Source organism: Melissococcus plutonius ATCC 35311 (genome assembly GCF_000270185.1).
Lineage (GTDB): Bacteria > Bacillota > Bacilli > Lactobacillales > Enterococcaceae > Melissococcus > Melissococcus plutonius.
This window is the reverse complement of sequence record NC_015516.1, coordinates 599,695-624,694: the sequence shown is the minus strand read 5'-3', so window position 1 is coordinate 624,694 and position 25,000 is coordinate 599,695. Positions and strand designations below refer to the sequence as shown.

Sequence of the window (25,000 nt, the reverse complement as noted above, 5' to 3'; positions counted from 1 at the left end):
TTTTGTAAAGTAATTTCCCTTTACAAAATCTATTATTTTTTCATATACATATCATAGTAAGTATTTAATATTTCTTTGGCTAATATTTGATTGACAGGTGAGACTGTGGCATTCTGACTTAAATTAGGTAAAACTACACTAACAGCCACCTCTGGATTCTCAAATGGTCCATAGGCAATTAGATTACTATTAATCGTTGACTGAGGAGTGCCATTTGCATCTTGAATAAACGATTCAGCTGTTCCGGTTTTAGCTGCAATATCAATCTTTGTATCTTTTAGACCACGACCTGTTGTATAAGGTCCAGTTCCGTGTACTACATCATAAAATCCTTCTTGAATAATTTTTAATTGTTCAGGTGCAATCGTTACCTTGTTTAATTCTTTAGGTTTTGTTTGTTTTTTTATCTTTCCTAAATCGCTATCTTCATTACTATCATAAATGCCATCAACAATATAGGGTTTCATACGTCTTCCATTATTGGCAATCGTTGACACATACTGAGCCAATTGTAACGCTGTATAGGTATCATACTGACCAAAAGATAAGTCTAACAAGCTACCTCCAGTTGGTTGATACTCTTTATTCTTAAAATCACTCGGTACATAACCCGGTGATTCCATGGGAATATCAATTCCTGTTTTCACACCTAGGCCGTATTCACTATAAGCTTTTCTTAATTTATTAAATACAGTGTCATCACCTAGTTGATAAGGAAATGCCATTCCAGGTGTATATTTGAGATGCATCATTTTGAAGACTAACTTCATCATGTAAACATTTGATGAATATTCCAATGATTCTTTTGCTGTAATTGGGATAGGACCACCCGTTTTGTTAAAATAAGATCGTTTAATAGGACTTCCAGCTAATACAATCGGTTCATCCACTTGAACATCATTGCCACTAATCACACCAGTTTGATATCCAGCAGTTAATGTTGCTCCCTTCACAACAGAACCAGGTATATTTAAGTCAACAATGGTTCCTAAAGGATTTGATTCAATTTTATTCGTCTTGAGATCACGCTTTACAGCAGACATAGCCAAGACTGCTCCTGTTTTTGGATTTGTGACTACAGCATAAGCACCAGGAGAGTAAGCACCTAGTCCTGAAGTGATGATCTGATTGAAATTTTTTTGAACAATCTGATCCACCTTTTCTTGAAATTTTGAATCAATGGTTAATTTTAAGTTTTCTCCTCGTTCACCCTTTGAAGTTGGTGATTGTGAAACAATTTTTCCATCTTTATCTAAAACAATTTCTGATTTTGCTTTTTTGCCCTGTAAGATAGGTTCATATTCTTCTTCCAAATAACTTGTGCCCACTCGATCATTTCGAACATACCCTTTTGCCAAATATTTATTTATATCTTTTTCAGGTAATCCAGCTTTTTCAGAAGAAACCGTCCCAAAAATACTACGTAACATGTTGTTTTTTGTGTATTCTCGATCCCAATCCATTCCTGTAAAAACACCAGCAATTTCTGCACTATGCTCACCAATTACGGCAATTTCTTTCTCAGTAACATCTTTGTTTTTTATAAAGGCTGTATTTAATTCAGGCGTAGCATTCATTCGCTTAAAAATGGTTGCAGCTTTTAATGTATGTTCATCAAAAGCTATTTCTTCTGTTTTGACTTTATCAACAGTTAATTTGTATAATTTTCCTTCATCGTCAATTTTTTTGCCGTCGTCTTTATTTGTTGTTTCTGCCTTACTTAAACGTTTTTGAGCCATTTCTAGATGTTTAGGATTGGCCAACCAATAGTCTTTTTTATCTCGTTCGGTTAAGTTATCATCAACAGGAACATCAATTAATTCATTGACCCGGTTTGCTATTGGCAAAATATCTTTTCCTTCTATTTTCTTTCCACGTGTATATGTAATAGAAGGAGTTGCCTTATTTCCTACTAATAGATTGCCATTAACGTCATAAATTTGTCCTCTAGGTGTTGATGTCGTAACTGCTAGTGAAGAATTTTCATTGACTTGTTTAACAAAATGTTCTCCCTTAATAATTTGTAAATATCCTACACGTACAACCAATATCACAAACAAACTAAAAATGACAAAAAATAAAATATTTAACCGAAATGGAATATAAGCTTTTTTAGTCTTTTTATTTTTTTTAAGGCTAGAATTCTTCTTTTTTATTTTATTAGATAAATTTTTCATCTCTCTATTCCTTTCCTATGGAAAAGTCTTTCCTTTTCATTGTATCGAAAAAGTATAAAAAAAAATAGAGTTATTTATCACTCTAAAAGAATATTTAAGTAATTATAAGGCAATTTTAATTGCAACTATTTTTTAATTTCATAAAGCAAAACATTGTTCTTTTCATTGCCTTCTCATAACAACATTTGTCACTCTTTATATACATCATTGTTAGCTTTATCAGAAAGTTAACTTTTAATCTTAAATTTTAATTGAAAATTAAGAAAATAGCTTTTTTAATTAATTATGAAAAGTTACTTCAATTAAATATGCTATAAATCAAGGTTACTTAAAAATCAAAAATTTACCCAGTATAAGTTTGGCAATTAAACTAAGATATAAAGTAACAGTTAAAAAGCCAGATCAACTGGATTAACATTTTACAAATTGAAAAAATTACTAAAATAGTTACCTATAAAAATCTCTTTTGCCACCATATATTCATATTTAGATTAACCATTAAGATCATTAAGCAAATAAATTAATGACCTTAATGGTTAACATTATTGTTAATTAACTTTTCTATAATTAAGCTTTACTATAGTTACTTATCTCAGCTATTAGACTATCTATAAATAGATTTAATGCCATTACTTCTGTTTCTTTACTACCATAATGACGAATGGTTACTGTACTATCATCTACTTCTTTATCACCTACAACAATTTGATAAGGAATTTTTTGCGTTTGTGATGCTCGTATTTTATAACCCATTTTTTCATTACGATCATCCACTTCAATCCGTAATCCTCTCATCTGTAAACGTTCTTTGGTTTCATATGCATAATCAGAATGAGCATCAACAGATACTGGAATGATTGTTGCCTGAATAGGTGCTAACCATAATGGAAATGCTCCCTTATATACTTCTATTAAGTAAGAAACAAAGCGTTCCATTGTAGATACAATGCCTCGATGGATAACAACTGGACGATGGTTATTTTCTCCATCTTCACCAATGTAGGTTAAGTCAAACCGCTCAGGTAGTAGGAAGTCTAATTGAATGGTAGATAGAGTTTCTTCCATTCCTAAAGCTGTTTTTACCTGAACATCTAATTTTGGCCCATAAAAAGCTGCTTCACCTTCTGCTTCAAAGTAATCTAATTTTAATTCATCCATGGCACCTTTCAACATAGTCTGTGCTTTTGTCCACATAGCATCATCATCAAAATATTTATCTTTATTATTTGGGTCACGATAGCTTAACCGGAATTTATAATCAGTAATATTAAAGTCTTTATAAACAGCTAACATTAATTCCAAAATGCGTTTAAATTCTTCTTTAATTTGATCTGGCCGCACAAATGTATGTCCATCATTCAATGTCATTTCACGAACACGTTGCAATCCAGATAGAGCACCTGATTTTTCATAACGATGCATCATTCCTAGTTCAGCAATTCGAATAGGCAGTTCACGATAACTATGGACTGTATCTTTATAAACCATCATATGATGTGGGCAATTCATTGGACGAAGAACTAACATTTCACCGTCACCCATATCCATTGGTGGAAACATATCTTCATGATAATGGGCCCAATGACCTGACGTTTTATATAGATCAACATTGGCCATAATTGGCGTGTATACATGTTGATAACCTAGACTGATTTCCTTATCTGTAATATATCGTTCAATTGTTCGACGGATCGTAGCACCCTTAGGAAGCCAAAATGGTAATCCAGAACCAACTTCTTGAGAAATCATAAATAAATCTAATTCTTTTCCTAATTTACGATGGTCACGTTCTTTTGCTTCTTCTTGCATTTTTATAAATTCTTTTAAGTCCTTTTGATTAAAAAAGGCAGTTCCATAGATACGCTGCATCATTCGATTCTTTGAATTGCCACGCCAATAAGCACCTGCTACAGATAATAATTTAAAGATTTGGATTCGTCCAGTTGAAGGAACCTGAACACCTTGATATAAATCAACAAATCCTCCTTGTTCATAAATAATAATATTTTCATTTTTTGGAATTTCATTAATTAATTCAATTTTATAAGGATTATCAGCAAATAAACGTCGTGCTTCTTCATGTGAAATTACTTTACGTAAGTTTGGTTCATTTTTTTTAACAATTTGCATCATTTCAGCTTCAATGGCTGGTAAATCTTCTGCAGTAATTGGACTATCACCATTATCTGTATCGTAGTAATATCCTGTATCGGTGACTTGTGCAGTTCCAAATTTAATTGTTGGAAATAAATGAGATAAAGCATGAGCCATCAAATAGGCAGCAGAATTTCTTAAAATAGCTAGTGCGTCTTCATGATCTAATGTAATCACTTCAAAAATACCATCTAATTGAATTGGTTGATTTAAATCAAGCCATTCGTTATTGAGTTTTCCTGCTAAGGCTTTTTTAGCTAAACTATTACTAATCGTTTTTGCAATTTCTAAAGTCGTAATACCAGATTGAAATTCATTCACACTTCCATCTGGAAAAGTAATATTTATTTTTGACATATAGCAAATCCTCCCTATTTCATTTTATTTATTGAAAAGAATAGAAAAAAAGAAGTCCTAGTATCTAACTGATACTAGGACGTAAATGCGTGGTTCCACCTGGTTTTAAATACAGTTTTTCTGTATTCCTTTGATGTGTTAACGGGACAACCGCCTTTGTTTCAACAAAGGTTTCAAAAGTGGTCATTCTTTGCGCTAATCTAGAAAATTTCCAGCCAAGATTTTCTTTCTCTAAAAAGATCGCCTACAAATTCAGTTATCTTTCTTATCAATCAATTCTATGTAACTCATTTAATCACTTTCTATTAAAAAAATCAAGTATTTTTTAATAGTTCTAGCATTTTATTATCTATAATTTAATGATTAAATTCATTCATTAAACGTTACTATTTAATTTTATAAAATAGGTATCATTTGAAATTAAATGATTGCTGAAAAATTGAAAATTATTCTTCAATATCTTAGATAAAGAACTAGCAATCATTTTAAATCTAATGATTCAAAAATAAACTTTTTATCTATTGAATAAATCTAAAAAATTAATTAAAGAAAATTTGCGTGAACAATCTTTTATCCTATTGATTTATTCACTATTTTTCTAGATTTTTTCTCCATAGTCAACTGGTTTATCAAATTCACCTGGTGCATTATCATAGATATTTCCATAAATAATAACCGGCATGCCTTCATAAGCTACATGGAAAATTTTAGCTACCTCTGTGCCGGGTGTATTGATACAACCATTACTGCCAGCATTGGTTTTATAGGCTTCCTTATCTCCAAATTTATCTAACTTATGATCTGAATCATGAATACCAATTTGTGTAACGACACCCCCATTACTGATTAGAGGCATCCAATATTTTACTGGTACACTATAATGAGAACCATCCATCATTTGGCCTTCTAAGTTAACATTTGTTGCCTTGTATAAAATAGTATGGAATCCAGGAATTGAAGCTGTTCCTTTGTTATATCGACCAGTAATAACATCTGTTTCAACAGTCTTAGCACCATTTATAAAGCAATACATTTTTTGATCATTTAAATCTATTTCAATGTAATTTTTAGCAATTGTTGGTTCTTGTTCTGCATCACCATCAATAGTGGCATTAATTGTTTCATTGGTATTTTTATTCATTAATGCTTGTGTAACTACAGGTAAAGTCTTAGTAATATCTATCTTCCAACCATAGCTACCATTATTTTTATATTTTCTTTTTTCCCCATGAATATTGGTAAATACTACTGGCTGATCTAAAGAAGCAAATTGCTGATTTAATTGAGTTAATTGACTACCAAGCTGTTCTTCATTAATCGTAACATTATTGTTAAGAAGCGCTTGAATATCTTTTTTCGTGAAAGTATAATCTTTTTTATTGATTTTCAATATCAAAGTTTTATTCATGATAGCATTCAATTTTGTTAATTTTTCATTTAATTGTTTATTTTCTTTTTTCACAACTGGTTGTTGATAAAAATCTTTTATGTTATATATATATTGATTTTTATTTTTCTCTGTATCCTGGGAAATTTTCTCCATCAGTTTAGCTTTATTCACTATTGTGCCATATTGTTCAGGCATAATTGTAAAAGCTGTTTCTGTCTTTTGAATAGTAGCATCTTGACTAGGTGCTCCTTTCTCAAAATGTACTTGATTTAATTTTGTTGATAATTCTTTTTTAAAGGATGGATTCATTGGCAGCTGAATCGCATGTTTATCTAAATGATTTTTCAAAAAAAGAGAAGTAATTTGATACTTTTCTGGTAATTTGAATTTTTCTTGCTTTGTAGAAGTTTTAATAATTACCTGCCTAGGTTTATTTGAAATATGCAATTTATGGCTTGCTTCTTCTACATTTAAAAAACCTATATTTGTACCATCTGCTTTCGTTGTTGGTAAAAAATGCGATTGAAAAAAGAAATAAGCACAAAATCCTATTAAAAAAATTATAACAATACTTGACCCAAAAAATAGCTTTCTTTTTTTATATGATTTAAAATGGTGTTGTTTTTCTAAACGTGTTTGTTGTTCGCCTTCCATGTTAGCCACTTCCCTTTATTTTCATGATACTTTAGACCTAGTAGACAGACGGCCTGTTTTCCAAGTTACTGTCATAAATACCTTAATGATAATTATTTACTTGTTGAATGCCAATATCATTATACTTTATTTTAATGAAAACTGCTATCTCATGTAATAGACATTCTATTTTTTAAATGCAAATAAATGAAAAGAAATTTTTATCATCTATTTATTTTTATTCGACTAATAAAAAATAATAAGGAGAATTTAACATTGAAACGAATCAAAAAAATAGCTTATTGCTTACTGGGAATGATTTTTACATATGGTTGTTTTCTATTTATTTGTATCCTAAGTAATATTCATGAAAAACCACTTTCTTCATCGCCTAACATAATTTTAGTATTAGGAGCTCGCATCTATGGTACAGAAAAAAGAAAAGCCTATCCAGGTAGTGTTTTAAAAACACGTTTAGATACTACTCTTGCTTATATAAAAAAGCATTCTTCTACTACTAAAATTATCGTTTGTGGTGGTAAAGGAGCCTTAGAACCAACAACAGAAGCAAGTGTTATGGCAACCTATCTTAATAAGCATGGAATTCCCAGACAAAAACTCATACAAGAGAAGCGCTCAACACGAACAAAAGAAAATATTCAATATGCAATGAAGCTTGTAAATTTAGATCATGCATTACTTATTACAAGCGATTTTCACCTTTATCGTTCTAAATGGTTAGCTAAACAATTAGGAATTCATTCGATTGATGGACTTCCTGCTATGTCTAAGAATAGTTCAATTATTAAAAATTATAGTAAAGAAATTTTATCACTTGGCTATGCATTTATTTTTGATAACAAATAAAAAGTCCGTCTATTTAGACGGACAAAGGAGTTAAAAATGAAAAAGTGTTTTGTTAGGATTGTTTGTTGGTATGTGTATATAATAATCAATAATTGTGAATAATTTATGATTTTTTCCTTGTATTTTTATAATTTTAATTTGAAGATAACATTTTAATTTGAAAATAACCCTACAAAATCTTTCATTTTGATCATTAACGAACATGAGCTTTTATCCATTTGAATTATCGAATAAAAAAACAAATTAACTTTCATTATTTTTTGATCTTTGGTATTTTTGTTTAAGGGAATAAGCTAAAGCACCAATTAAAATAAAAAATAAAATAACTACTTCTATAATGACAACTGTTGGAATTCTAGCTTGTTTATCTGATGTTAATTTTATCGCTGTTGAATTATATTTTTGTGCTTCTTTTTTATTGATAGTAAATTTTTCTTCCCAATGCCAAATTTGATTATTATTGACGGCTTGAACATTTACTTTATAATGTCCAGCAAGAAATGGTTGTGCCTTTAAATCAATTTTATAATCAAAATTTGTGTTTGGTGCCATTTTTAATTGAGATTGATGACTCTTATAACGTGGTTTTTGTTCATTTTCATAATATAATTTTGCTTTAATATCTAAATTTTCAACAATTGCTGGTTGTGTATTTTGAATATTCACCAAAACAACATTTCTACGGTTTCTTTGAGCAATCATTACCTTTTCCAATTCCAATTTAGGTGCTACCTTTTTATTTGTTTCATTGACCAATACTTTAATGACCTGAAAAAAATGTGTATTGATTGGTAAAATACGATCTTCTGATTCTTCTTCAAAATAGATGCCACCTAAAACTTCACCATCAAATCCCATACTAGGCATTTCTATTTCACAGACTATTTGCTTTTTTTCATTTCCTGAGAGAGAAATGTCTTCATCAGATAACGTTGCTAAATCATTAAAAGTAATTGCTGCTGAATGATCTTGTTTCATATTTTTTAATGAATAATCAATATTGCCATTATCATTTGTTTTAGCTGTAACAATTTTTGCTTGAACGATTGTTTCTTGATTTGTATTATTTTTTAATTCAATCAATAGCTTCTTTTTTTCACTTGGGTTCATTTTTAAATCTAAGCTTGTTTCAGAATGATTTTTCTCTTGATCAATTGCAATAATTTGTGCTGAAAAATTGCCTTCTTTTCCTTGAACGATTTCTTTATTAAAGAAAAAAGCAAAAAAGCAAAAACAGAAACAACTAATAAAAAAAGAACTTCTTGTTATTTTAAACAATTTATCTCCTCCTTTATTGATGTTTCAATCAATGAAATTCCCAATTGTAAATATTAAAAATACATAAGTCATTTTTATTACAAAGTTAGTTGAAAAAATACTTTGGTAACACAACCAATATATTAAAATTTTATAATGAGAAAAAGAGAAAGTAAAATATTTCATTTGAATCAAAAGATTCTTCTCTTATTATTTTTTATTACTATCTTTTATTTTGGGTTTTTTCTTTAAAATAAGGTAAAAAAAATAAACATAAACAGAAATAAGACAAAAAATATCTCTATTGCTATTTATGTTTATATAAATAAAACTTTTGTTAGAATGTTGATTATAATTGAATTGAGTAAATACCAATCCAATTAACAAAGTGCCGTTCAATCAATTTTTAATAATTATTTATGTAATATCAATAATTTTTTAAATAAATCATCTAGAAATAACAAAAAAGTCATTTATTTCCTTTTATTTAATTCGTATAATCAATTATTTAATTATTTTTATTAAATAATTGAGTAAATCATTCATTAATTTCGACGTTATGATATATTTTTTGAACGTCTTCCAAATCTTCTAAAACATCAAGCATTCTTTCAAATTTTTCAAGATCGTCACCCGTTAATATTACTTCATTTTGAGGAATCATCTCTAATTCTGCAACAGAAAATTCTTCTATTCCTTTTTCTTTTAATAATTCTTGTACCCTATGTAGATCTTCTGGTTCTGTATAAACAATGACTTGATCTTCTTCTTCAACGATATCACGAACATCTATTTCTTTTTCCATCAAATATTCAAGAATGGTATCTATATTATTTAGATCACTACTCTTAAATCCAATAATTCCAGTGTGGTCAAACATATAAGAAACTGCTCCACTAACACCCATGTTACCACCATTTTTTCCAAAAGCAGCACGAACATCTGCAGCGGTTCTATTGACATTATTTGTTAAAGTATCAACAATCACCATTGAACCATTTGGTCCAAATCCCTCATAACGTAATTCTGAGTATTGCTCATCACCTGAACCTTTTGCTTTTTCGATAGCACGATCAATAATGTGTTTTGGTACATTGTAAGTTTTAGCACGTTCAATAACAAAACGTAACTTTTGATTTGCATATGGATCAGGTTCTCCTGATTTTGCCGCTACATAAATTTCAATACCAAACTTGGCATAAATTCGACTATTGTTTGCATCCTTTGCCGCTTTTTTTTCTTTAATATTTGCCCATTTACGACCCATAATTTCACTTCACTTTCTCATTTTCTATATTAATATCAATAAATTATTTTTATTAACCAATAATGAAACATATGATGTAATTATACTTAGAATGACATCATTTGTTAAGTCCTTTTTATTTTTTTGATAAATATTGAATAGGTATTCGTCCAAAATCTTGTTCAACTATTTTTTTTGTTGCTAATTGATAAATACGACTACTTCGGATATCCAGAGATAACTGTTGGTGATTTTCCTTAGATACTCTTGAGATAATTGGTAATTGGCTATCTTTTTTCTGTTTTTTTAAAAAAAGTTTGTCCCTTACAATTAAATCCCAAAATACGAAGATAATTTGTTTCCCAGGCCATTTCTATTTCCTGTGTTTTTATGTTGTTTAGTATATAAACAGCAAGACGTTGTAATCTGGTCCACGTATAGCGTTTTGTTTTAACTTCCTCAATAAATGTAGTAAAATCATTTGCTTTATAGGCTGCTTCTTGCAATCGATGTTCAATGCCTTCATTCATTTGATAGATTTGATTTAATTCTAATAATGATTGATTCATTAATTGATATTTCAAAAAAGGCCAATAACTATTCCATGTTACCGCTGGTTGATTGTTTAAATCATTAAAAGTAACTTCAGGAACAGCAACTGCTACTTTTTCCAATTCATTTTTTTGGTATGCCAGTCGAATTGCTGTAGCGCTAGCAATTTTATTGGTAATTTTTCTATCATGAAAATTAGTTTGTATTCTTTTTAATGGATATAAATCCATTGGATTTTTATACAAAGCATTTTCCCTAGCATAACTTAACCCTAAAATATGATTTGGAGAAGAAAGATCAATTTTTTTTTCAGGAAATGATTGTTGTAAAGCCAATTCTATTTTCTTTGGATAACTTAATGACTTTTTAGACAAATTTATAAAATTAGCATTGATCAATGATTGATTATTAACAATCCATTCACCAAATTCAGCATAGTTTATTTCTTCAGAACTATCTGTACCAAAACAAAGTGCCTCACAATTTAAGGCATGAAGCAGTTTAATCGCTCCCTTAGCAAAATAATCCGCCGATTGAACTGCCCAAGCAAAGGGTAATTCAATCACCAAATCAGCACCATTTGATAATGCCTCATAGGTTCTGACCCATTTATCTAGCAAGGCAGGTTCTCCTCGTTGCAAAAAGTTCCCACTCATAATGACAATCAAAAGGTCGGCCTTTGCTCTTTCTTTTGCTTCTAATAATTGATAGAGATGGCCATTATGAAAAGGATTATATTCAGCAATAATCCCACAAGATTTCATGATTTTCTCCTTTTTATCTCAAGCATTCAACTATTTTTTAAAAACTATAGTTTGCTCAATGATTAATTCTGTTAAATCAAAAATAATAAATTTGATAATGAATACATTTTTATTGAATATGTTTGAGCTGATATTTAATAGAAAATGGCAAACATTATTAGACAGTATAACTATTTGCCTAATTTTATCAATGACACAAAAGGTGAAACAATCATTCATTGTTTCACCTTACAAATAAACATTTCATGTTCTATTTATGCTATTTTTGACAAACAAAAAACCAACGTTTACTTTTCTCAGATGGATAAACATCTAAAAAATCTGAATAAACAGCTATATCTTTAAATCCAGCTTCTCTTAAACTACCTAAATAATCATCTAATGCATAGGTGCGCTCATGATGCAATTCATCTAAACGAACAAAATTTTGTGACTCTTCCGTTTCTTTCACAAAAAAAAGTTAGAAAATGTTCAATGCTATGCTCATCTTCACCAGAATAACTTTCCCATAAAAAAGCAAAATCATCTGTTTGATAATGATAATTGTATTGCGGAAATATCTTATCTATTTGAAAAATCGAATGTACATCAAAAATAAAAAATCCATCTTTGTCTAGTATTTTGTAAACTTCATTAAATACCTGTTGCACTTCTTGCAGATTTTCCATATAACACAAGGAATCTGAAAAACAAGTTACAGCTTCATATTGTTCAATATTTGAAAGATCTAGCATATTTCCTTCAACAAACTGAATGGAAACCAACTCAGAAATTGCCCGATGATTCGCAATACTTAACATTTCTGACGACAAATCTAAAGCTGTCACGTCAAAACCAGCCTTAGATAGAGCAACTGCCAAAGCACCTATTCCACATGCCAATTCTAAGATTTTTTTAGTTTTTTTAGGCAAATGACGTTTAGTAAAAGCTAACCATTCTTGATAAAGTGCAGCATCCATGACTTCATCATAAATATAAGAAAAAGTCTCATAAGCCATCTTTTAGCCATCCATCAAGATCAACGCTTGGTGCATCAGACCATAATTTTTCTAAATTATAAAATTCACGTTCTGAATCTTGAAAAACATGGACAACTACATCCCCTAGATCAATTAAAATCCATTTCTTGCTATCTTTTCCTTCTATTCGTTTTATTTCTACTTGATTTTTTTCTTCTTGTTCTACTACCTCATCCACAATTGCATTAATTTGACGTTCATTACTTGCTTGACAGATCACAAAATAATCTGCCAAAAAAGAAATTTTTCTTACGTCTAATGCAACAATGTTCTGTGCTTTTTTTGAATCTGCTGCCTTAACAGCAATTTCTAAAATTTGTTGGCTATTTATGGTAATTCCCTCCTATTTTTATACTTTACAACCCATTCATTATAAGTTTCAAGTGATTTAGGGTAAACTTTCCGTTCGTTTTCAATCAAATGGATAAGTGTCTGCTTTGCTTCATAAGCAACCGCCTCGTCTAAATCTATAAAAGCGATGGTACGTGCTTCCTCTACTCCTGGAAACGAACGTCCCTCTTCAATGTAATCAGCAACATAGATAATTTTATCTAATGTACTCATCTTAGCAGCACCAGTTGTATGTAAACGAACTGCTTCTAAAATCTCTTTATCTTCAATCTCAAGTTCTTGACGAATGATGAAAATTCCAACAGCACCATGCCAAATTTCATTGCCATAATTTAATAATTCAGGACTTAAGTTTTCTTGTTTGATAATTTTTCTAAAATCATCATCTGGTCTTTCTTTTGCATAATCATGAACAAGTGCAGCAATGCTTGCTTTTTTCTTAGATACACCGTATTTTTCAGCTAAAGCCAAAGCAGATTGTTCAACTCTCAATACATGTTTTAAACGTTTTTCACTTAAACTTTTTTGTATTTTTTGAATTAGATCATCACGTTGTTCGATTGTATAAGTTTCAGTCCAGCTCATCTAAATAGAGTCCTTTCTCCTCAATATAATCCATCACAAGATCAGGCAAAAGATAACGAATAGAGCAGCCATCTTTAATCTTCTTTCGAATCATGGTTGAACTAATTTCTAGCTGAGGTGTGTCTACCCAAATGACTGGATATGGTGTTTGCTTTATATAATGTGGTCTTTCAATACCTACAAATTGCACGAGTGAGATTAATTCATCAATTCTATGCCATTTTGGTAAATATTCTACCATATCACCACCAATAATAAAATAATAATCTATCTCTGGGTTTCTTTCTGTCAGACACTTCATTGTATCGTATGTATAACTCTTTTCCTTACGAAGCAATTCTATCGGTTCCACCTCTAAAAATGGATTACTTTTAGTTGCAAGTGCAAGCATTGCCAAGCGATGCCTACTGTCAATTGTCTTTTTTTCATCAACATGTGGAGGTAAATAAGAAGGCAACAAATAAACTTTATCTAATCCAAGTTGGTGTCGGACTTGATCTGCGATCATTAAATGAGCAATATGAACAGGATTAAAATTACCACCTAGAATTCCTATTTGTTTTCGTTTTTGAGAAGTTTCTGATTTTTCTTTGACTAAAACATTAGTTTCGATGGAATTTTTAGCTCTTGGCTGCATTTTTCTCCTTCCTTCCCAATTATTTTAAAGACTGCTGACTTTACGAGATAGATTTTGATATTTTTCCTTTGTTGATGGTTTAAATAAAACTAACACACGGCCAATAATCTGAACTACATTACAATTTATACTAGCTTCTAAGGTTTGTGCTACGTCTTCAGTTATTTCATTTGTATTCTGTAATAAGCTTATTTTAATAAGTTCTTTCTTTTCCAATGCTTCATTCATTTGATTTATCATTTCTTTATTCAAACCACCTTTGCCAATTTGAAAAATTGGTTGTAGATGATTCGCATTACTTCTTAAAAAGCGTTTTTGTTTTCCTCTAAGTTCCATCCTCAAATTTCCCTCTTTCCTACTCAAATCAATGCTTTTCGCTTCAAAACAGAAACACCCTTAGGCGCCCAACCAGCAACAATTCCCGGTGAGGTAACAGTAATCCAACCAAGTCCTGAAAAAACAATATCTGATTTTTCTTTAATAGAAAATTCATAGCGAACAAGTTCTGGAAAATCAGCAACTTCTTTTTGATTAGGTGGTTCAAGTAATCCACCTAAGTGTTTTTCATAAAAGGCATCTGCATTTGCCATTTTTGTACGATGAATGGTTAGGCCGTTTGCCAAATAAGCAATAAATGAATTTCTATCACCCATAATAAAATCAAAACGTGCCATTCCACCAAAAAATAAGGTTTGTCCTGCATTCAATTGATAAATTTTAGGTTTAATTTCTTTTTTAGGCATGATTTTCTTTAATTCTTTTTTTCCTAAATAGTGAGCCATTTGATAATGATGAATAATGCCCGGTGTATCAATCAAAAATTGGCCATCTGCCAACGGAATTTTAATTTTATCTAACGTAGTACCTGGAAATTGTGAAGTTGTAATGACCTCTTCCTCTCCAGATGTTTGCTTAATAATTTGATTAATCAACGTAGATTTACCTACATTTGTCACACCAACAATATAGACATCTCTTCCATTTCGATAATACTCGATTGTTTCTAAAAGCTCAACTATTTCAGATGGATTTTTTGCGCTTATTAACTGAATATCAATTGGTCGTAGCCCCTCATCATAGGCACGTTCTTTCATCCATTTTATGAGTTTGTGTTTTTTCAGTGATTTTGGTAAAATATCTCGTTTGTTTCCAATCAATAAAATTGGGTTATTTCCAACAAAACGTGATAAACTAGAAATCAGTGAACCATCAAAATCAAAAATATCCACTAAATTGATAATTAAAGCATCTTCTTTATTCAGTTCATTTAATAAACGTAAGAAGTCATCGTTTGTTAAATCTACTGACTGAATTTCATTATAATGTCTTAAGCGAAAACAACGTTGACAGTATATCTCTTGCTTTTCTTTTCCTTTTTCATAGGCTGATTTTGGTAAATAACCTAATTTTTTTGGTGTTTCCGTTTGAATAATTGCTCCACAACCAATACATTGAATTTGATCGTTCATTTCAAACCACCTTTCCAAATCATATCAGGATCTTTCTTAGTTAAATAATTCATTATTTTTCGTTCGAAAAACCGATTAATCTTTGTATTCCAATTATCTGTATTAACAATAGGCTGAACGAGAATGCTACGAATACCAGCCGCATTTGCACCACGAATGTCTGTCATAATCTGATCACCCACCATGACTAACTCTTCTGGCTTCATATTTAATTTTTTTTGAGCAACCTTAAAACCATGTGTTGTCGGCTTTAATGCTCTTGCAACATAATCTAAACTGAGATTTTCAACGACACGTTTTACTCGACTAGATGTATTATTTGAAATAACTAAAATTGGCATTTCGGCTTCTTTCATTTCATTAATCCAAGCTAGCAATTCTTCTGTTCCATCTAAATTGTCCCAAGCAATTAACGTATTATCTAAATCTGTTAAAATAGCTTTAATTCCCAATTGCTTTAACTGTGCAGGTGTAATTTCATAAATTGCGTTTACCATCCAAGTCGGTTTATATTTTGAAAACATGTTGACTCCTTATATGTTTTATATGTAATAATCAATCATTATTTTTTAGTGTTTGTATAGCAAAATAAGAAAATTAAAGGTTGGGATAACTCCCAACCTTTAATTGCTATTATACTGCAATTTTAAAAAAACTTCTAGAGTTTCTATAAATAGTTTTAATGTTAAAAAAGATATCCGATTTAATATAAAATCTAGTTAACTTATGACATCTAGATCTACAGCTATCTCATTAAAAACATTAGATAACAAAAATGGAAAAAATAAGAAATTTAAAATTTCTCTAAATCATTTATTCATGTTAACATTTTTATCTATTACAAGTGTAAACAATAAAAATAGTATAAAATGATAAATTTTTTTAACCATATTTATTATTTCCATTACATAATCACTAAAATTTTCTAAAACGCTGATAACGATTTTCCAAAAGTTCATCTGTGTCTAATTCAGATAATTTTTCTAATTTATGAACAAGAGATTTCTGTAAAATTCGATTAATTTTATTTTGTTCCATCAATTCACCATTAAAAGTTTCTGGAATTACCTTATCAATTACTTCTAACTCTTTTAATTCATTGGCAGTAATTTTCATCAATTCAGCTGCCTCAATTGATCGATTTACATCTTTCCATAAAATTGATGCAAACCCTTCTGGTGAAAGAATAGCATAGATGGAGTGTTCCAACATCCATACTTCATCAGCAACTGCAAGAGCTAAAGCTCCTCCACTACCTCCTTCACCAATAATAATAGCAATAATAGGTACCTTTAAATCTGACATTTCAGCTAAATTCCTAGCAATTGCTTCTCCTTCACCACGTTCTTCAGCATCAACACCACAATAAGCACCGGCAGTATTGATAAAAGTAACGATCGGACGATGGAATTTTTCGGCTTGCTTCATTAAACGCATTGCTTTTCGATAGCCTTCCGGATGAGGTGAACCAAAATTACGCTCTATATTTTCAGTTAAATCGCGTCCTTTTTGAATACCAATCACAGTTACAGGCTTATTTTGCAAGGTAGCAATACCGCCAACGATTGCAGCATCGTCTGCAAAATGACGATCACCATGTAATTCAATGAAATCATCAAAAATTGACTCAATATATTCAATGGTTGTATAACGATCTTGCGATCTAGCAATGGTTAAAATTTCATTAATCGTTTTCTTTTTCATCCAACCATCCTTTCATACTATGCATATGAATAAGTTGACTTAACTGTTGTTTCATTTGATTTCTAGGTACAATTCGATCAATAAATCCATGCTTTAAAAGGAATTCAGCTTTTTGAAAATCTTCTGGTAATTCTTGATGAATGGTCTGTTCAATTACTCGTCGTCCAGCAAAACCAATTAAACTTTGTGGCTCTGCCAAAATAATATCACCATCCATCGCAAAACTTGCTGTTACGCCACCTGTAGTTGGATCAGTCAATACTGTAATATATAACAATCCAGCTCGATTGTGACGTTGTAAGGCACTTGAAACTTTTGCCATCTGCATCAGTGAGAAAATGCCTTCTTGCATTCTAGCACCACCAGAAGCTGTAAATAGAATTACTGGCAATTTTTCTTTTGTGCTTTTCTCGAAAAGACGTGTTATTTTTTCACCAACAACTGTTCCCATACTTCCCATAATAAAGTTTGAATCCATTACACCAATAGCTATTTTTTGTTCATCAATTAATGCTGTTCCAGTTAAAACAGCTTCCGAAAGATCCGTTTTTTCTTGTATTTTTTGAATTTTATCCAAATATCCAGGAAATTCCAATGGATCTTTTGTTATAACCTCATTATCCCATTCTTCAAAGCTTCCTTCATCAACAGTTAAGGAAATTCTCTCCCAAGCACCAATACGAAAACTATAACTACAATGAGGACAGATTTTTTCTTCACCTATATTTTTAGTATACAATGTTCGTTTACAATTCGGACATTTAGCCCACATATTATCTGGAACAGACGGTTTTTTATGAGATTCTTGTTTTTTTGACGAGTGCTCTGGATTAATTCGAATATACTTTTTCTTTTTAAACAATGCCATATACGATTACTCCTTTTGACTAGTACTTTCCGCTGTCCAGCCGGGTAGAAAAGTCTCTTGTAAAAAACTTGTTGTATAATTGCTAGCTAAAACATCTGGATGAGCGATTAAATCTAACTGAAATTCAGCATTTGTAATAATTCCCTCTGTAATAATTTCATTCAATGCTCGTTGCATCTTCATTAAGGCTTCTAATCGATCTTTTCCATGAACGATTATTTTTGCAATCATTGAATCATAATAAGGTGGAATAGTATAACCAGAATAAACAGCACTTTCTACCCTTAAACCTAAACCGCCACTTGGAAGAAATAAATTATGAATTGTTCCTGGAGAGGGAGCAAAGTTAAATGCTGGGTTTTCTGCATTAATCCGGCATTCAATAGCATGCCCTGTTAAATGAATATCTTTTTGTTTATATGATAATTTTTCACCAGCCGCTATTTTTATTTGTTCTTTTACTAAATCAACTCCTGTAACCATTTCAGTTACCGGATGTTCAACTTGGATACGTGTGTTCATTTCCATAAAATAAAAATTTTTATCAGTATCCATCAAAAATTCAATCGTGCCAGTACTTCCATAGTGAACAGCTTTTGCTGCTTTAACTGCTGTTTTCCCTAAAATTTCTCGCTCTTTCTGAGAGATGATAGGTGAAGGTGACTCTTCAAGTACTTTTTGATTATTCCGTTGTAAAGAACAATCTCTTTCACCGAGATGAATGACATTGCCATACTTGTCCCCTAAAATTTGAACTTCTATATGTCTAGCTGGATAAATGATCTTTTCTAAATACATATCATCATTATCAAAAGATACTCTTGCTTCTTGCTGTGCAGCTGGAAAATGCTGGATAAGATCTTCTTCTGAATAGATTCGACGAATACCCTTGCCTCCACCTCCCTCAGCTGCTTTTAACATCACTGGATATCCAATATCTTTTGCCACCTTGAGTGCTTCTTCAGTTGAATGAATGGTTCCTTTGCTTCCAGGAGTTACCGGCACATCTGCTTCTATCATTAACCGTCTTGCATTTGTTTTATTGCCCATAGCATCGATCGTTTCAGCTTTTGGTCCAATAAATGTAATATTACATTCTTCACACATAGAAGCAAACTGGCTATTTTCAGATAAAAAACCAAAACCTGGGTGAATAGCTTGTGCATTTGTAAGTATGGCCGCGCTTAATATATTTTGTACATTAAGGTATGAATCAGCTGCTTTTGCTGAACCAATACAAATTGCTTCATCTGCAAGTTGTGTATGTAGTGCTTCTTTATCTGCTTCTGAATAGACAGCAACTGTCTGAATGCCAAGCTCATGACAAGCACGAATCACCCGAACAGCAATTTCACCACGATTTGCTATTAAAATTTTTGAAAACATATCTCACCTATCCAATCATAAAGGTCAATTCTGCTTCCGCTACCTTTTTACCATCGACTTTTGCTATGCCTTTACCTAGTCCAGCAACAGATCGAATTTTTGTTATCTCAACTTCTAATATTAAAGTATCTCCTGGAACTACCTTTTTTCTAAATTTTGCTTTTTCAATACCGCCAAAATAAGCCGTTTTCCCCTTGAAATCTGGTTTAGATAAAAGTGCCACTGCACCTGCTTGTGCAAGTGCTTCAACAATCAAAACACCGGGCATAACTGGCTCATCTGGAAAGTGCCCTTGAAAAAATGGCTCATTAACTGTTACGTTTTTTTTAGCAATCACTTTTTTTCCATCGATAATTTCCTCAACACTATCAAGCAATAAAAATGGATAACGATGTGGAATGATAGCCATAATTTCCTTACTATTTAACATAATTATCCTCCCTTTATCACTTGAAATAAAGGTTGTCCAAATTCAACAATCGCTTCATTTTCAACTAGAATTTCACCAATTGTACCATCTACAGGGGCGGTGATTTCATTCATTAATTTCATTGCTTCGATAATACAAACTACTTCTCCTGCTTTAACTGGGTCCCCAACTTGCTTATAATTTTCTTTATCTGGTGCTGGTTTTAAGTAAACCACACCAACAATTGGTGAAACAATATTTTCTGCATTTTCTTTAGCTATAGGAGTAGTTTTAGTAACCGTTTCAGTTGCAGTCTTTGTTGTTGAAGATTCAACAACCGTCGGTTGCTTTATTTTTTTATTTGTCAAGGAAGTTTCAGATGGGTATTCTTCAATTTTTCCAGCAGTTTCTGTTGGTGATTTTCGTGTATCTGTATTTTTATTCATATATAACTCAAAAGAATGATCTCTTAAATCAAATTCTGTTAAATCTGATTGATCGAACTGATTTAAGAGTTCTTTTATTTCATTTAATTCCATTTTAATCCTCCCAGCGTTTTAGACAAATAACAGCATTATGTCCTCCAAACCCTAATGAATTGCTTAATGCATAATTAAAGGTATGGTCTTTGCTTTGATTGGTTATTACATTTATTGTAATTTCTTCATCTATATGATCAATATTAATTGTTGGTGGAATAAATTGTTCTTGAAGAGCATTTAATGTTGCTATCCCTTCAATCCCACCAGCGCCACCTAACAGATGACCCGTCATACTCTTAGTACTGCTAACAGGAATTTCTCTTCCTTTCTCTTCTCCAAATAATGATAGAATTGCCTTTGATTCCGCAAGATCATTTGCCACTGTAGCTGTTCCGTGTGCATTAATGTAGCCAATCTCATCTGGTTCAATTCCTGCTTCTTCAATGGCTAGGCGCATTGCTTTAGATGCGCCACTACCATCAGGCAATGGTGCAGTCATATGGTAAGCATCACATGTTGCACCATACCCGACAATTTCTCCTAGAATATTTGCATCACGAGCTAATGCATGGTCTAAAGATTCTAAAACCAAGATTCCAGAACCCTCTCCCATTACAAAACCATTTCTCTCTTTATCAAATGGAATTGATCCTCTATTAGGATCCGTTGACTTACTTAAAGCAGTTAAGGCTGAGAAACCAGAGATACCAATCTCAGTAATTGAAGCCTCCGAACCACCTGCTAAAATAATATCTGAATAACCATGTTTAATATTACGAAATGCTTCGCCAATTGAATTATTTGCTGTCGCACAAGCAGTAACAATAGATGTACAAACACCCTGTGCACCTACCCTTAAAGCAATATTACCGGCAGCCATATTAATAATGGAAATAGGCACAAATAAAGGAGCTACTCGCTGAGGACCTTTATCATGCATGCGAATCACTTGGTTTTGTAAGGTCTCTAATCCACCGATTCCTGATCCTACAATAACACCAAAACGATCTTTATCTATTTCATTTGTATCAAGTTGACTCATCTCTAATGCTTCTAAAGCCGCATGAACGCCATATAAAGAAAACATATCCATTCTTTTTAAATCTTTTTTTACAAAATATTTATCATATGGAAAATCTTTAATCTCACCTGCTAAAGTAATACCAGTGTCATTCGCATCAAATTTGGTGATCGGGCCAATCCCATTTTTTCCTATTTTTAAATTTTTTAAAAATGTTGCTGGGTCATTACCAATAGGTGAGGCAACCCCGTAACCCGTAATAACTACACGATTCATTTTTGAAGCTCCCTCCTCTAACTTTTTAACCGTTCATCACTAAACCACCATCTACGTTAATTACTTGCCCAGTAATATAAGGACTTTTTGCTAAAAAGATAGCAGCATCTGCAACATCTTGGACCTGTCCAAACAATTTTAATGGAATTTGGTTTTTCATTTGTTCTTTTACCTTATCTGATAAAACTTCTGTCATTTCTGTCTCAATAAAGCCAGGAGCAATTGCATTACAAGTGATTCCTCTTGCTGCCACTTCACGAGCAACCGACTTAGTAAATCCGACAACGCCTGCTTTACTTGCTGAATAATTTGCTTGTCCCACATTACCAATCAATCCAGTAACACTAGCCATGTTAATGATACAACCACTACGCTGTTTCATCATTTTTTTAATCGCATGTTGCGTCATATTAAATGTGCCATTTAAGTTAACCTTAATGCATGTATCGAAATCTTCTGCTGACATTCTAAGTAATAATTGATCTTTTGTAATTCCAGCATTATTAATTAGAATATCAATAGAACCAAGTTCATCCATCATTTGCTGCAGCATTTTACCAGCACTTTCATAATCAGAAATATCTCCAGAAATTCCAATACACTGAACGCCATAGGATTTAATGGCTTCAATTTTATCACTAGTAATCTCGCTACGTCCATTTAAGACAATATTTGCACCTGCTTTGGCAAAGGCTTGAGCAATAGCTTGTCCAATTCCTCTAGTACTACCTGTAATAAAAACATTTTTCCCTGCTAAATTCATTGTTACCTCCCTGATAAAAACGTAATCGTTTTTTCTAATGTATCGATATCTTCAACTCGTTGTATTTCTAATTGTTTGTCTATTTTTTTAACAAAACCGGTTAATGTTTTGCCAGGTCCTACTTCAATAATAGAAGTAATTTCCATAGTCTTCATTGTTTCAATACTATCTGCAAAACGCACAGCTGACATTACTTGCAGTTCCAATAATTCTTTTATCTTATCTTGAGGCATTACCTGGGCAGTTGTATTACTTATTACAGGAATACGCATTGGTTGAAATTCAATATTTGCTAATTCTTTTGCTAAATTTTTGGCAGCTGGTTTTAATAATGCTGTATGAAAAGGTCCACTAACATTTAAAGGAATCATTCGTTTAATTCCAGCTTCTTGAAGTAATTTAACGGCTTCATCAACTGCGGATTTCTCGCCACCAATGACTACCTGTTTAGGTGTATTGTAATTAGCTGGTGAAACAACGCCTAAATGATTTGCTTTTTGGCAACATTCCTTTATTAAAGCAGCTTTAGCATTCATTACCGCTACCATTTTCCCAGTGCCGCTTGGAACTGCTTCGGTCATGTATCTACCACGCTTTTGTACAAGAGAAACGGCTTGAGTAAATGACAAGGCATTACTAGCTACCAAAGCACTATACTCACCCAAGCTTAAACCAGCAACAACATCAGGTTGAATTATTCCTTTACTCTCTAACAGTCTATAAAAAGCAATACTGACTGTTAAAATTGCTGGTTGTGTATACACTGTTTCATTTAATCGTTCATTTTCTGTAAAACAAAGTTCAGCCATGTCATACCCCAGCTGATCACTTGCTTCTTCAAAAGTTTGTTTTACAATAGCTTCTTTCTGATAAAGCTCTTTTCCCATTCCTGGATATTGAGCACCTTGTCCACTAAATATAATGGCAGTTTTCATTTATATTTCCTCTTTTTCTCTTTATATCATAAAAATGGTATCTATAGTAATTCTGATTCTATTTAGCTAGTTTGACTATCCTAGCCACCTATCTTAATTTTAAATATTATTGTGAAGGTATTGTGAAGGATTTTACCCTCAAAATTTATTATAAATTCTATATACAAATTATTTTATCACATAAAATCATTGATTCAATGTTTGAAATGAAATTAAATTTATTCTTTCTGCCTATTCAACAATAATTGGAGTTTATAGTCTACAAAAAAGCATAAAAGATAATTAAAGAAAGAAATTTATTCATAAAAAAAGCAAGACCAACCGATTCTTCGATTATACAATTCCGTATTTTTGCAAGATAACTTGCATACATTACGTATTCTTCGAAATTTTTAGCATTGGTCTCGCCTTTTATTCGTTTATGTTAAACTATTTAATTGATTATTTTTCAGCTTGTTGTTTTTCAACATAAGATACTAAATCTTGTACTGTTTCAATGCCTTCTTCAGTATCAATCTTTACATCAAATGCATCTTCAATTTCATTGATAATTTGGAATAAATCCAAGCTGTCTGCATCTAATTCTTCCTGAATATTTGTTGTTAATTGTACTTCTTCTGGATCTTTTCCTAATTCTTCGACGATAATATCACGAATTTTTTCAAATACCATGAGTTTGTTCCTCCAAATTGTCTTTTTCTTTGAATTTATGTGAACAGATTATAAAGTTAAGAGAATTGACCCATAGGTCAATCCACCACCAAAACCTGTCAGCATCACTTTCTGTTGTGTACCTAAACTTATTTTCTTCTCTTCAATTGCCTCATCTAACAAAATAGGAATACTAGCTGCAGAAGTATTACCATAAGAAGCTACATTGGTTAAGAATTTTTCTCTTGGCAACTTTGTTTTTCGAGCCACCTTGTCAATTAATCGAACATTTGCTTGATGAAGTAGAAAATAATCAATCGTATCAATTTCTTCATCTTCTAAGAGATCCTTAATGTTTTTAACAACGTCTGTAATAACAAAATCAAAAATTTCACGGCCATTCATTTTCAAATGGGCGGATACGTAATTGTTGTTTTTATAAAACATACTCTCATTATTCGTATAACCAGCAGTTAATGAACGATATCTTGTACCATCTGCTTGTAATTTTTCTTTTATAAAATATTTTTCATCAGATGCTTTCACTAAAACGCCTGCAGCTCCATCACCAAACAATACAGCAGTGCTTCGATCTTGCCAATCTAGAATTTTAGAAAAAGTTTCACCACCAATAACCATGCCAGTATGATAAGCACCACTCTGGATTAATTTATCAGCTAATGTTAGTGCATAAACAAATCCTGAACAAGCTGCACCAACATCAAAAGCAAAAGCAAAATCTGCACCAACAGCTCCCTGTACCTGACAAGCAACCGATGGCATGCCATAATCCGGTGTTACTGTGGCTACTATAATAAAATCTATTGCTTCTGCTTGTAGGGAAGCTTTTTCTAATAATTGCTTTGCAACTTGTATGCACAAATCAGAAGTATTCTCTTCAGTAACGATATGACGTGTTTTAATTCCTGTTCTTGAATAAATCCATTCATCCGATGTATCCATTATCTCACTTAGTTGCTGATTCGTTATTATATTGTCTGGAACATACCGACTTGTACACTCTATTTTTGTATACTGTTTCACGTA

24 protein-coding genes and 1 pseudogene are annotated in these 25,000 nt (G+C 31.7%); 1 reads left to right on the top strand and 24 read right to left on the bottom strand.

Features of this window, described 5'->3' with window-relative positions:
• Positions 1 to 32 precede the first annotated feature (32 nt).
• The 4 genes from MPTP_RS02630 to MPTP_RS02620 all read right to left on the bottom strand — a co-directional run bounded on the left by MPTP_RS02630 (position 33) and on the right by MPTP_RS02620 (position 6,732).
• On the bottom strand, positions 33 to 2,177 hold the full coding sequence (locus MPTP_RS02630; protein ID WP_013773501.1) for a peptidoglycan D,D-transpeptidase FtsI family protein: 2,145 nt from the start codon (positions 2,175 to 2,177) through the stop codon (positions 33 to 35).
• Positions 2,178 to 2,744: 567 nt separating this feature from the next.
• Positions 2,745 to 4,688, bottom strand: coding sequence for a threonine--tRNA ligase (gene thrS / locus MPTP_RS02625; RefSeq protein WP_013773500.1), 1,944 nt, complete (start codon positions 4,686 to 4,688; stop codon positions 2,745 to 2,747).
• Between the two features lie 64 nt (positions 4,689 to 4,752).
• A complete protein-coding gene (locus tag MPTP_RS10195) occupies positions 4,753 to 4,875 on the bottom strand; it encodes a hypothetical protein (protein ID WP_013773499.1) in 123 nt (40 codons plus the stop codon).
• Positions 4,876 to 5,286: 411 nt separating this feature from the next.
• Complete coding sequence (locus MPTP_RS02620) at positions 5,287 to 6,732, bottom strand: L,D-transpeptidase family protein (RefSeq protein ID WP_013773498.1); 1,446 nt, start codon at positions 6,730 to 6,732, stop codon at positions 5,287 to 5,289.
• A gap of 255 nt (positions 6,733 to 6,987) precedes the next feature.
• Here MPTP_RS02620 and MPTP_RS02615 point away from each other — a divergent pair, with 255 nt between their 5' ends.
• Positions 6,988 to 7,578 carry a YdcF family protein gene (locus MPTP_RS02615; RefSeq protein WP_013773497.1) on the top strand — a complete coding sequence of 197 codons (591 nt, stop codon included), beginning with the start codon at positions 6,988 to 6,990 and terminating at the stop codon, positions 7,576 to 7,578.
• 243 nt (positions 7,579 to 7,821) lie between these two features.
• Here MPTP_RS02615 and MPTP_RS02610 read toward each other — a convergent pair whose 3' ends face one another.
• From MPTP_RS02610 to MPTP_RS02515, 20 genes and pseudogenes are all read right to left on the bottom strand, one after another.
• Entirely contained in the window at positions 7,822 to 8,856 is a 1,035-nt protein-coding gene (locus tag MPTP_RS02610) for a DUF916 and DUF3324 domain-containing protein (RefSeq protein ID WP_013773496.1), read from the bottom strand.
• 517 nt (positions 8,857 to 9,373) lie between these two features.
• Positions 9,374 to 10,102: a YebC/PmpR family DNA-binding transcriptional regulator gene (locus tag MPTP_RS02605; RefSeq protein ID WP_013773495.1), complete on the bottom strand. Its 729-nt coding sequence runs from the start codon at positions 10,100 to 10,102 to the stop codon at positions 9,374 to 9,376.
• A 266-nt stretch (positions 10,103 to 10,368) separates the two neighbouring features.
• Complete coding sequence (locus MPTP_RS02600; RefSeq protein ID WP_013773494.1) at positions 10,369 to 11,397, bottom strand: nucleotidyltransferase; 1,029 nt, start codon at positions 11,395 to 11,397, stop codon at positions 10,369 to 10,371.
• Between the two features lie 259 nt (positions 11,398 to 11,656).
• Positions 11,657 to 12,395 (bottom strand): annotated as a pseudogene (locus MPTP_RS02595) (class I SAM-dependent DNA methyltransferase).
• Positions 12,385 to 12,732: a ribosome silencing factor gene (rsfS, locus tag MPTP_RS02590; protein ID WP_041363298.1), complete on the bottom strand. Its 348-nt coding sequence runs from the start codon at positions 12,730 to 12,732 to the stop codon at positions 12,385 to 12,387. Before rsfS ends, MPTP_RS02595 begins: the two are co-directional and overlap by 11 nt.
• An 11-nt stretch (positions 12,733 to 12,743) precedes the next feature.
• Positions 12,744 to 13,352: a bis(5'-nucleosyl)-tetraphosphatase (symmetrical) YqeK gene (gene yqeK / locus MPTP_RS02585; RefSeq protein WP_013773490.1), complete on the bottom strand. Its 609-nt coding sequence runs from the start codon at positions 13,350 to 13,352 to the stop codon at positions 12,744 to 12,746.
• Positions 13,339 to 13,989, bottom strand: coding sequence for a nicotinate-nucleotide adenylyltransferase (locus MPTP_RS02580; RefSeq protein WP_013773489.1), 651 nt, complete (start codon positions 13,987 to 13,989; stop codon positions 13,339 to 13,341). Before MPTP_RS02580 ends, yqeK begins: the two co-directional genes overlap by 14 nt.
• Positions 13,990 to 14,013: 24 nt before the next feature.
• On the bottom strand, positions 14,014 to 14,325 hold the full coding sequence (gene yhbY, locus MPTP_RS02575) for a ribosome assembly RNA-binding protein YhbY (protein ID WP_013773488.1): 312 nt from the start codon (positions 14,323 to 14,325) through the stop codon (positions 14,014 to 14,016).
• Positions 14,326 to 14,348: 23 nt separating this feature from the next.
• Positions 14,349 to 15,458 (bottom strand): ribosome biogenesis GTPase YqeH, encoded by a 1,110-nt coding sequence (yqeH, locus tag MPTP_RS02570; protein WP_013773487.1) that lies wholly within the window; start codon positions 15,456 to 15,458, stop codon positions 14,349 to 14,351.
• Positions 15,455 to 15,982 (bottom strand): YqeG family HAD IIIA-type phosphatase, encoded by a 528-nt coding sequence (locus tag MPTP_RS02565; RefSeq protein WP_013773486.1) that lies wholly within the window; start codon positions 15,980 to 15,982, stop codon positions 15,455 to 15,457. Before MPTP_RS02565 ends, yqeH begins: the two co-directional genes overlap by 4 nt.
• 391 nt (positions 15,983 to 16,373) lie before the next feature.
• Positions 16,374 to 17,162, bottom strand: a complete 789-nt coding sequence (locus tag MPTP_RS02560) for an acetyl-CoA carboxylase carboxyl transferase subunit alpha (RefSeq protein ID WP_013773484.1) — start codon at positions 17,160 to 17,162, stop codon at positions 16,374 to 16,376.
• A complete protein-coding gene (accD, locus tag MPTP_RS02555; protein ID WP_013773483.1) occupies positions 17,143 to 18,030 on the bottom strand; it encodes an acetyl-CoA carboxylase, carboxyltransferase subunit beta in 888 nt (295 codons plus the stop codon). Before accD ends, MPTP_RS02560 begins: the two co-directional genes overlap by 20 nt.
• A gap of 6 nt (positions 18,031 to 18,036) precedes the next feature.
• A complete protein-coding gene (locus MPTP_RS02550) occupies positions 18,037 to 19,416 on the bottom strand; it encodes an acetyl-CoA carboxylase biotin carboxylase subunit (RefSeq protein ID WP_013773482.1) in 1,380 nt (459 codons plus the stop codon).
• Positions 19,417 to 19,423: 7 nt separating this feature from the next.
• Positions 19,424 to 19,846, bottom strand: coding sequence for a 3-hydroxyacyl-ACP dehydratase FabZ (fabZ, locus tag MPTP_RS02545; RefSeq protein WP_013773481.1), 423 nt, complete (start codon positions 19,844 to 19,846; stop codon positions 19,424 to 19,426).
• Between the two features lie 2 nt (positions 19,847 to 19,848).
• A complete protein-coding gene (accB, locus tag MPTP_RS02540) occupies positions 19,849 to 20,364 on the bottom strand; it encodes an acetyl-CoA carboxylase biotin carboxyl carrier protein (protein WP_013773480.1) in 516 nt (171 codons plus the stop codon).
• 1 nt (position 20,365) lies between these two features.
• Complete coding sequence (fabF, locus tag MPTP_RS02535; RefSeq protein ID WP_013773479.1) at positions 20,366 to 21,604, bottom strand: beta-ketoacyl-ACP synthase II; 1,239 nt, start codon at positions 21,602 to 21,604, stop codon at positions 20,366 to 20,368.
• A 25-nt stretch (positions 21,605 to 21,629) separates the two neighbouring features.
• A complete protein-coding gene (fabG, locus tag MPTP_RS02530) occupies positions 21,630 to 22,367 on the bottom strand; it encodes a 3-oxoacyl-[acyl-carrier-protein] reductase (protein ID WP_013773478.1) in 738 nt (245 codons plus the stop codon).
• A gap of 2 nt (positions 22,368 to 22,369) precedes the next feature.
• Positions 22,370 to 23,302, bottom strand: a complete 933-nt coding sequence (gene fabD / locus MPTP_RS02525; RefSeq protein WP_013773477.1) for an ACP S-malonyltransferase — start codon at positions 23,300 to 23,302, stop codon at positions 22,370 to 22,372.
• Positions 23,303 to 23,743: 441 nt separating this feature from the next.
• Positions 23,744 to 23,974 carry an acyl carrier protein gene (locus MPTP_RS02520; RefSeq protein ID WP_013773476.1) on the bottom strand — a complete coding sequence of 77 codons (231 nt, stop codon included), beginning with the start codon at positions 23,972 to 23,974 and terminating at the stop codon, positions 23,744 to 23,746.
• 48 nt (positions 23,975 to 24,022) lie between these two features.
• Positions 24,023 to 24,997, bottom strand: coding sequence for a beta-ketoacyl-ACP synthase III (locus MPTP_RS02515; RefSeq protein ID WP_013773475.1), 975 nt, complete (start codon positions 24,995 to 24,997; stop codon positions 24,023 to 24,025).
• Positions 24,998 to 25,000 lie beyond the last annotated feature (3 nt).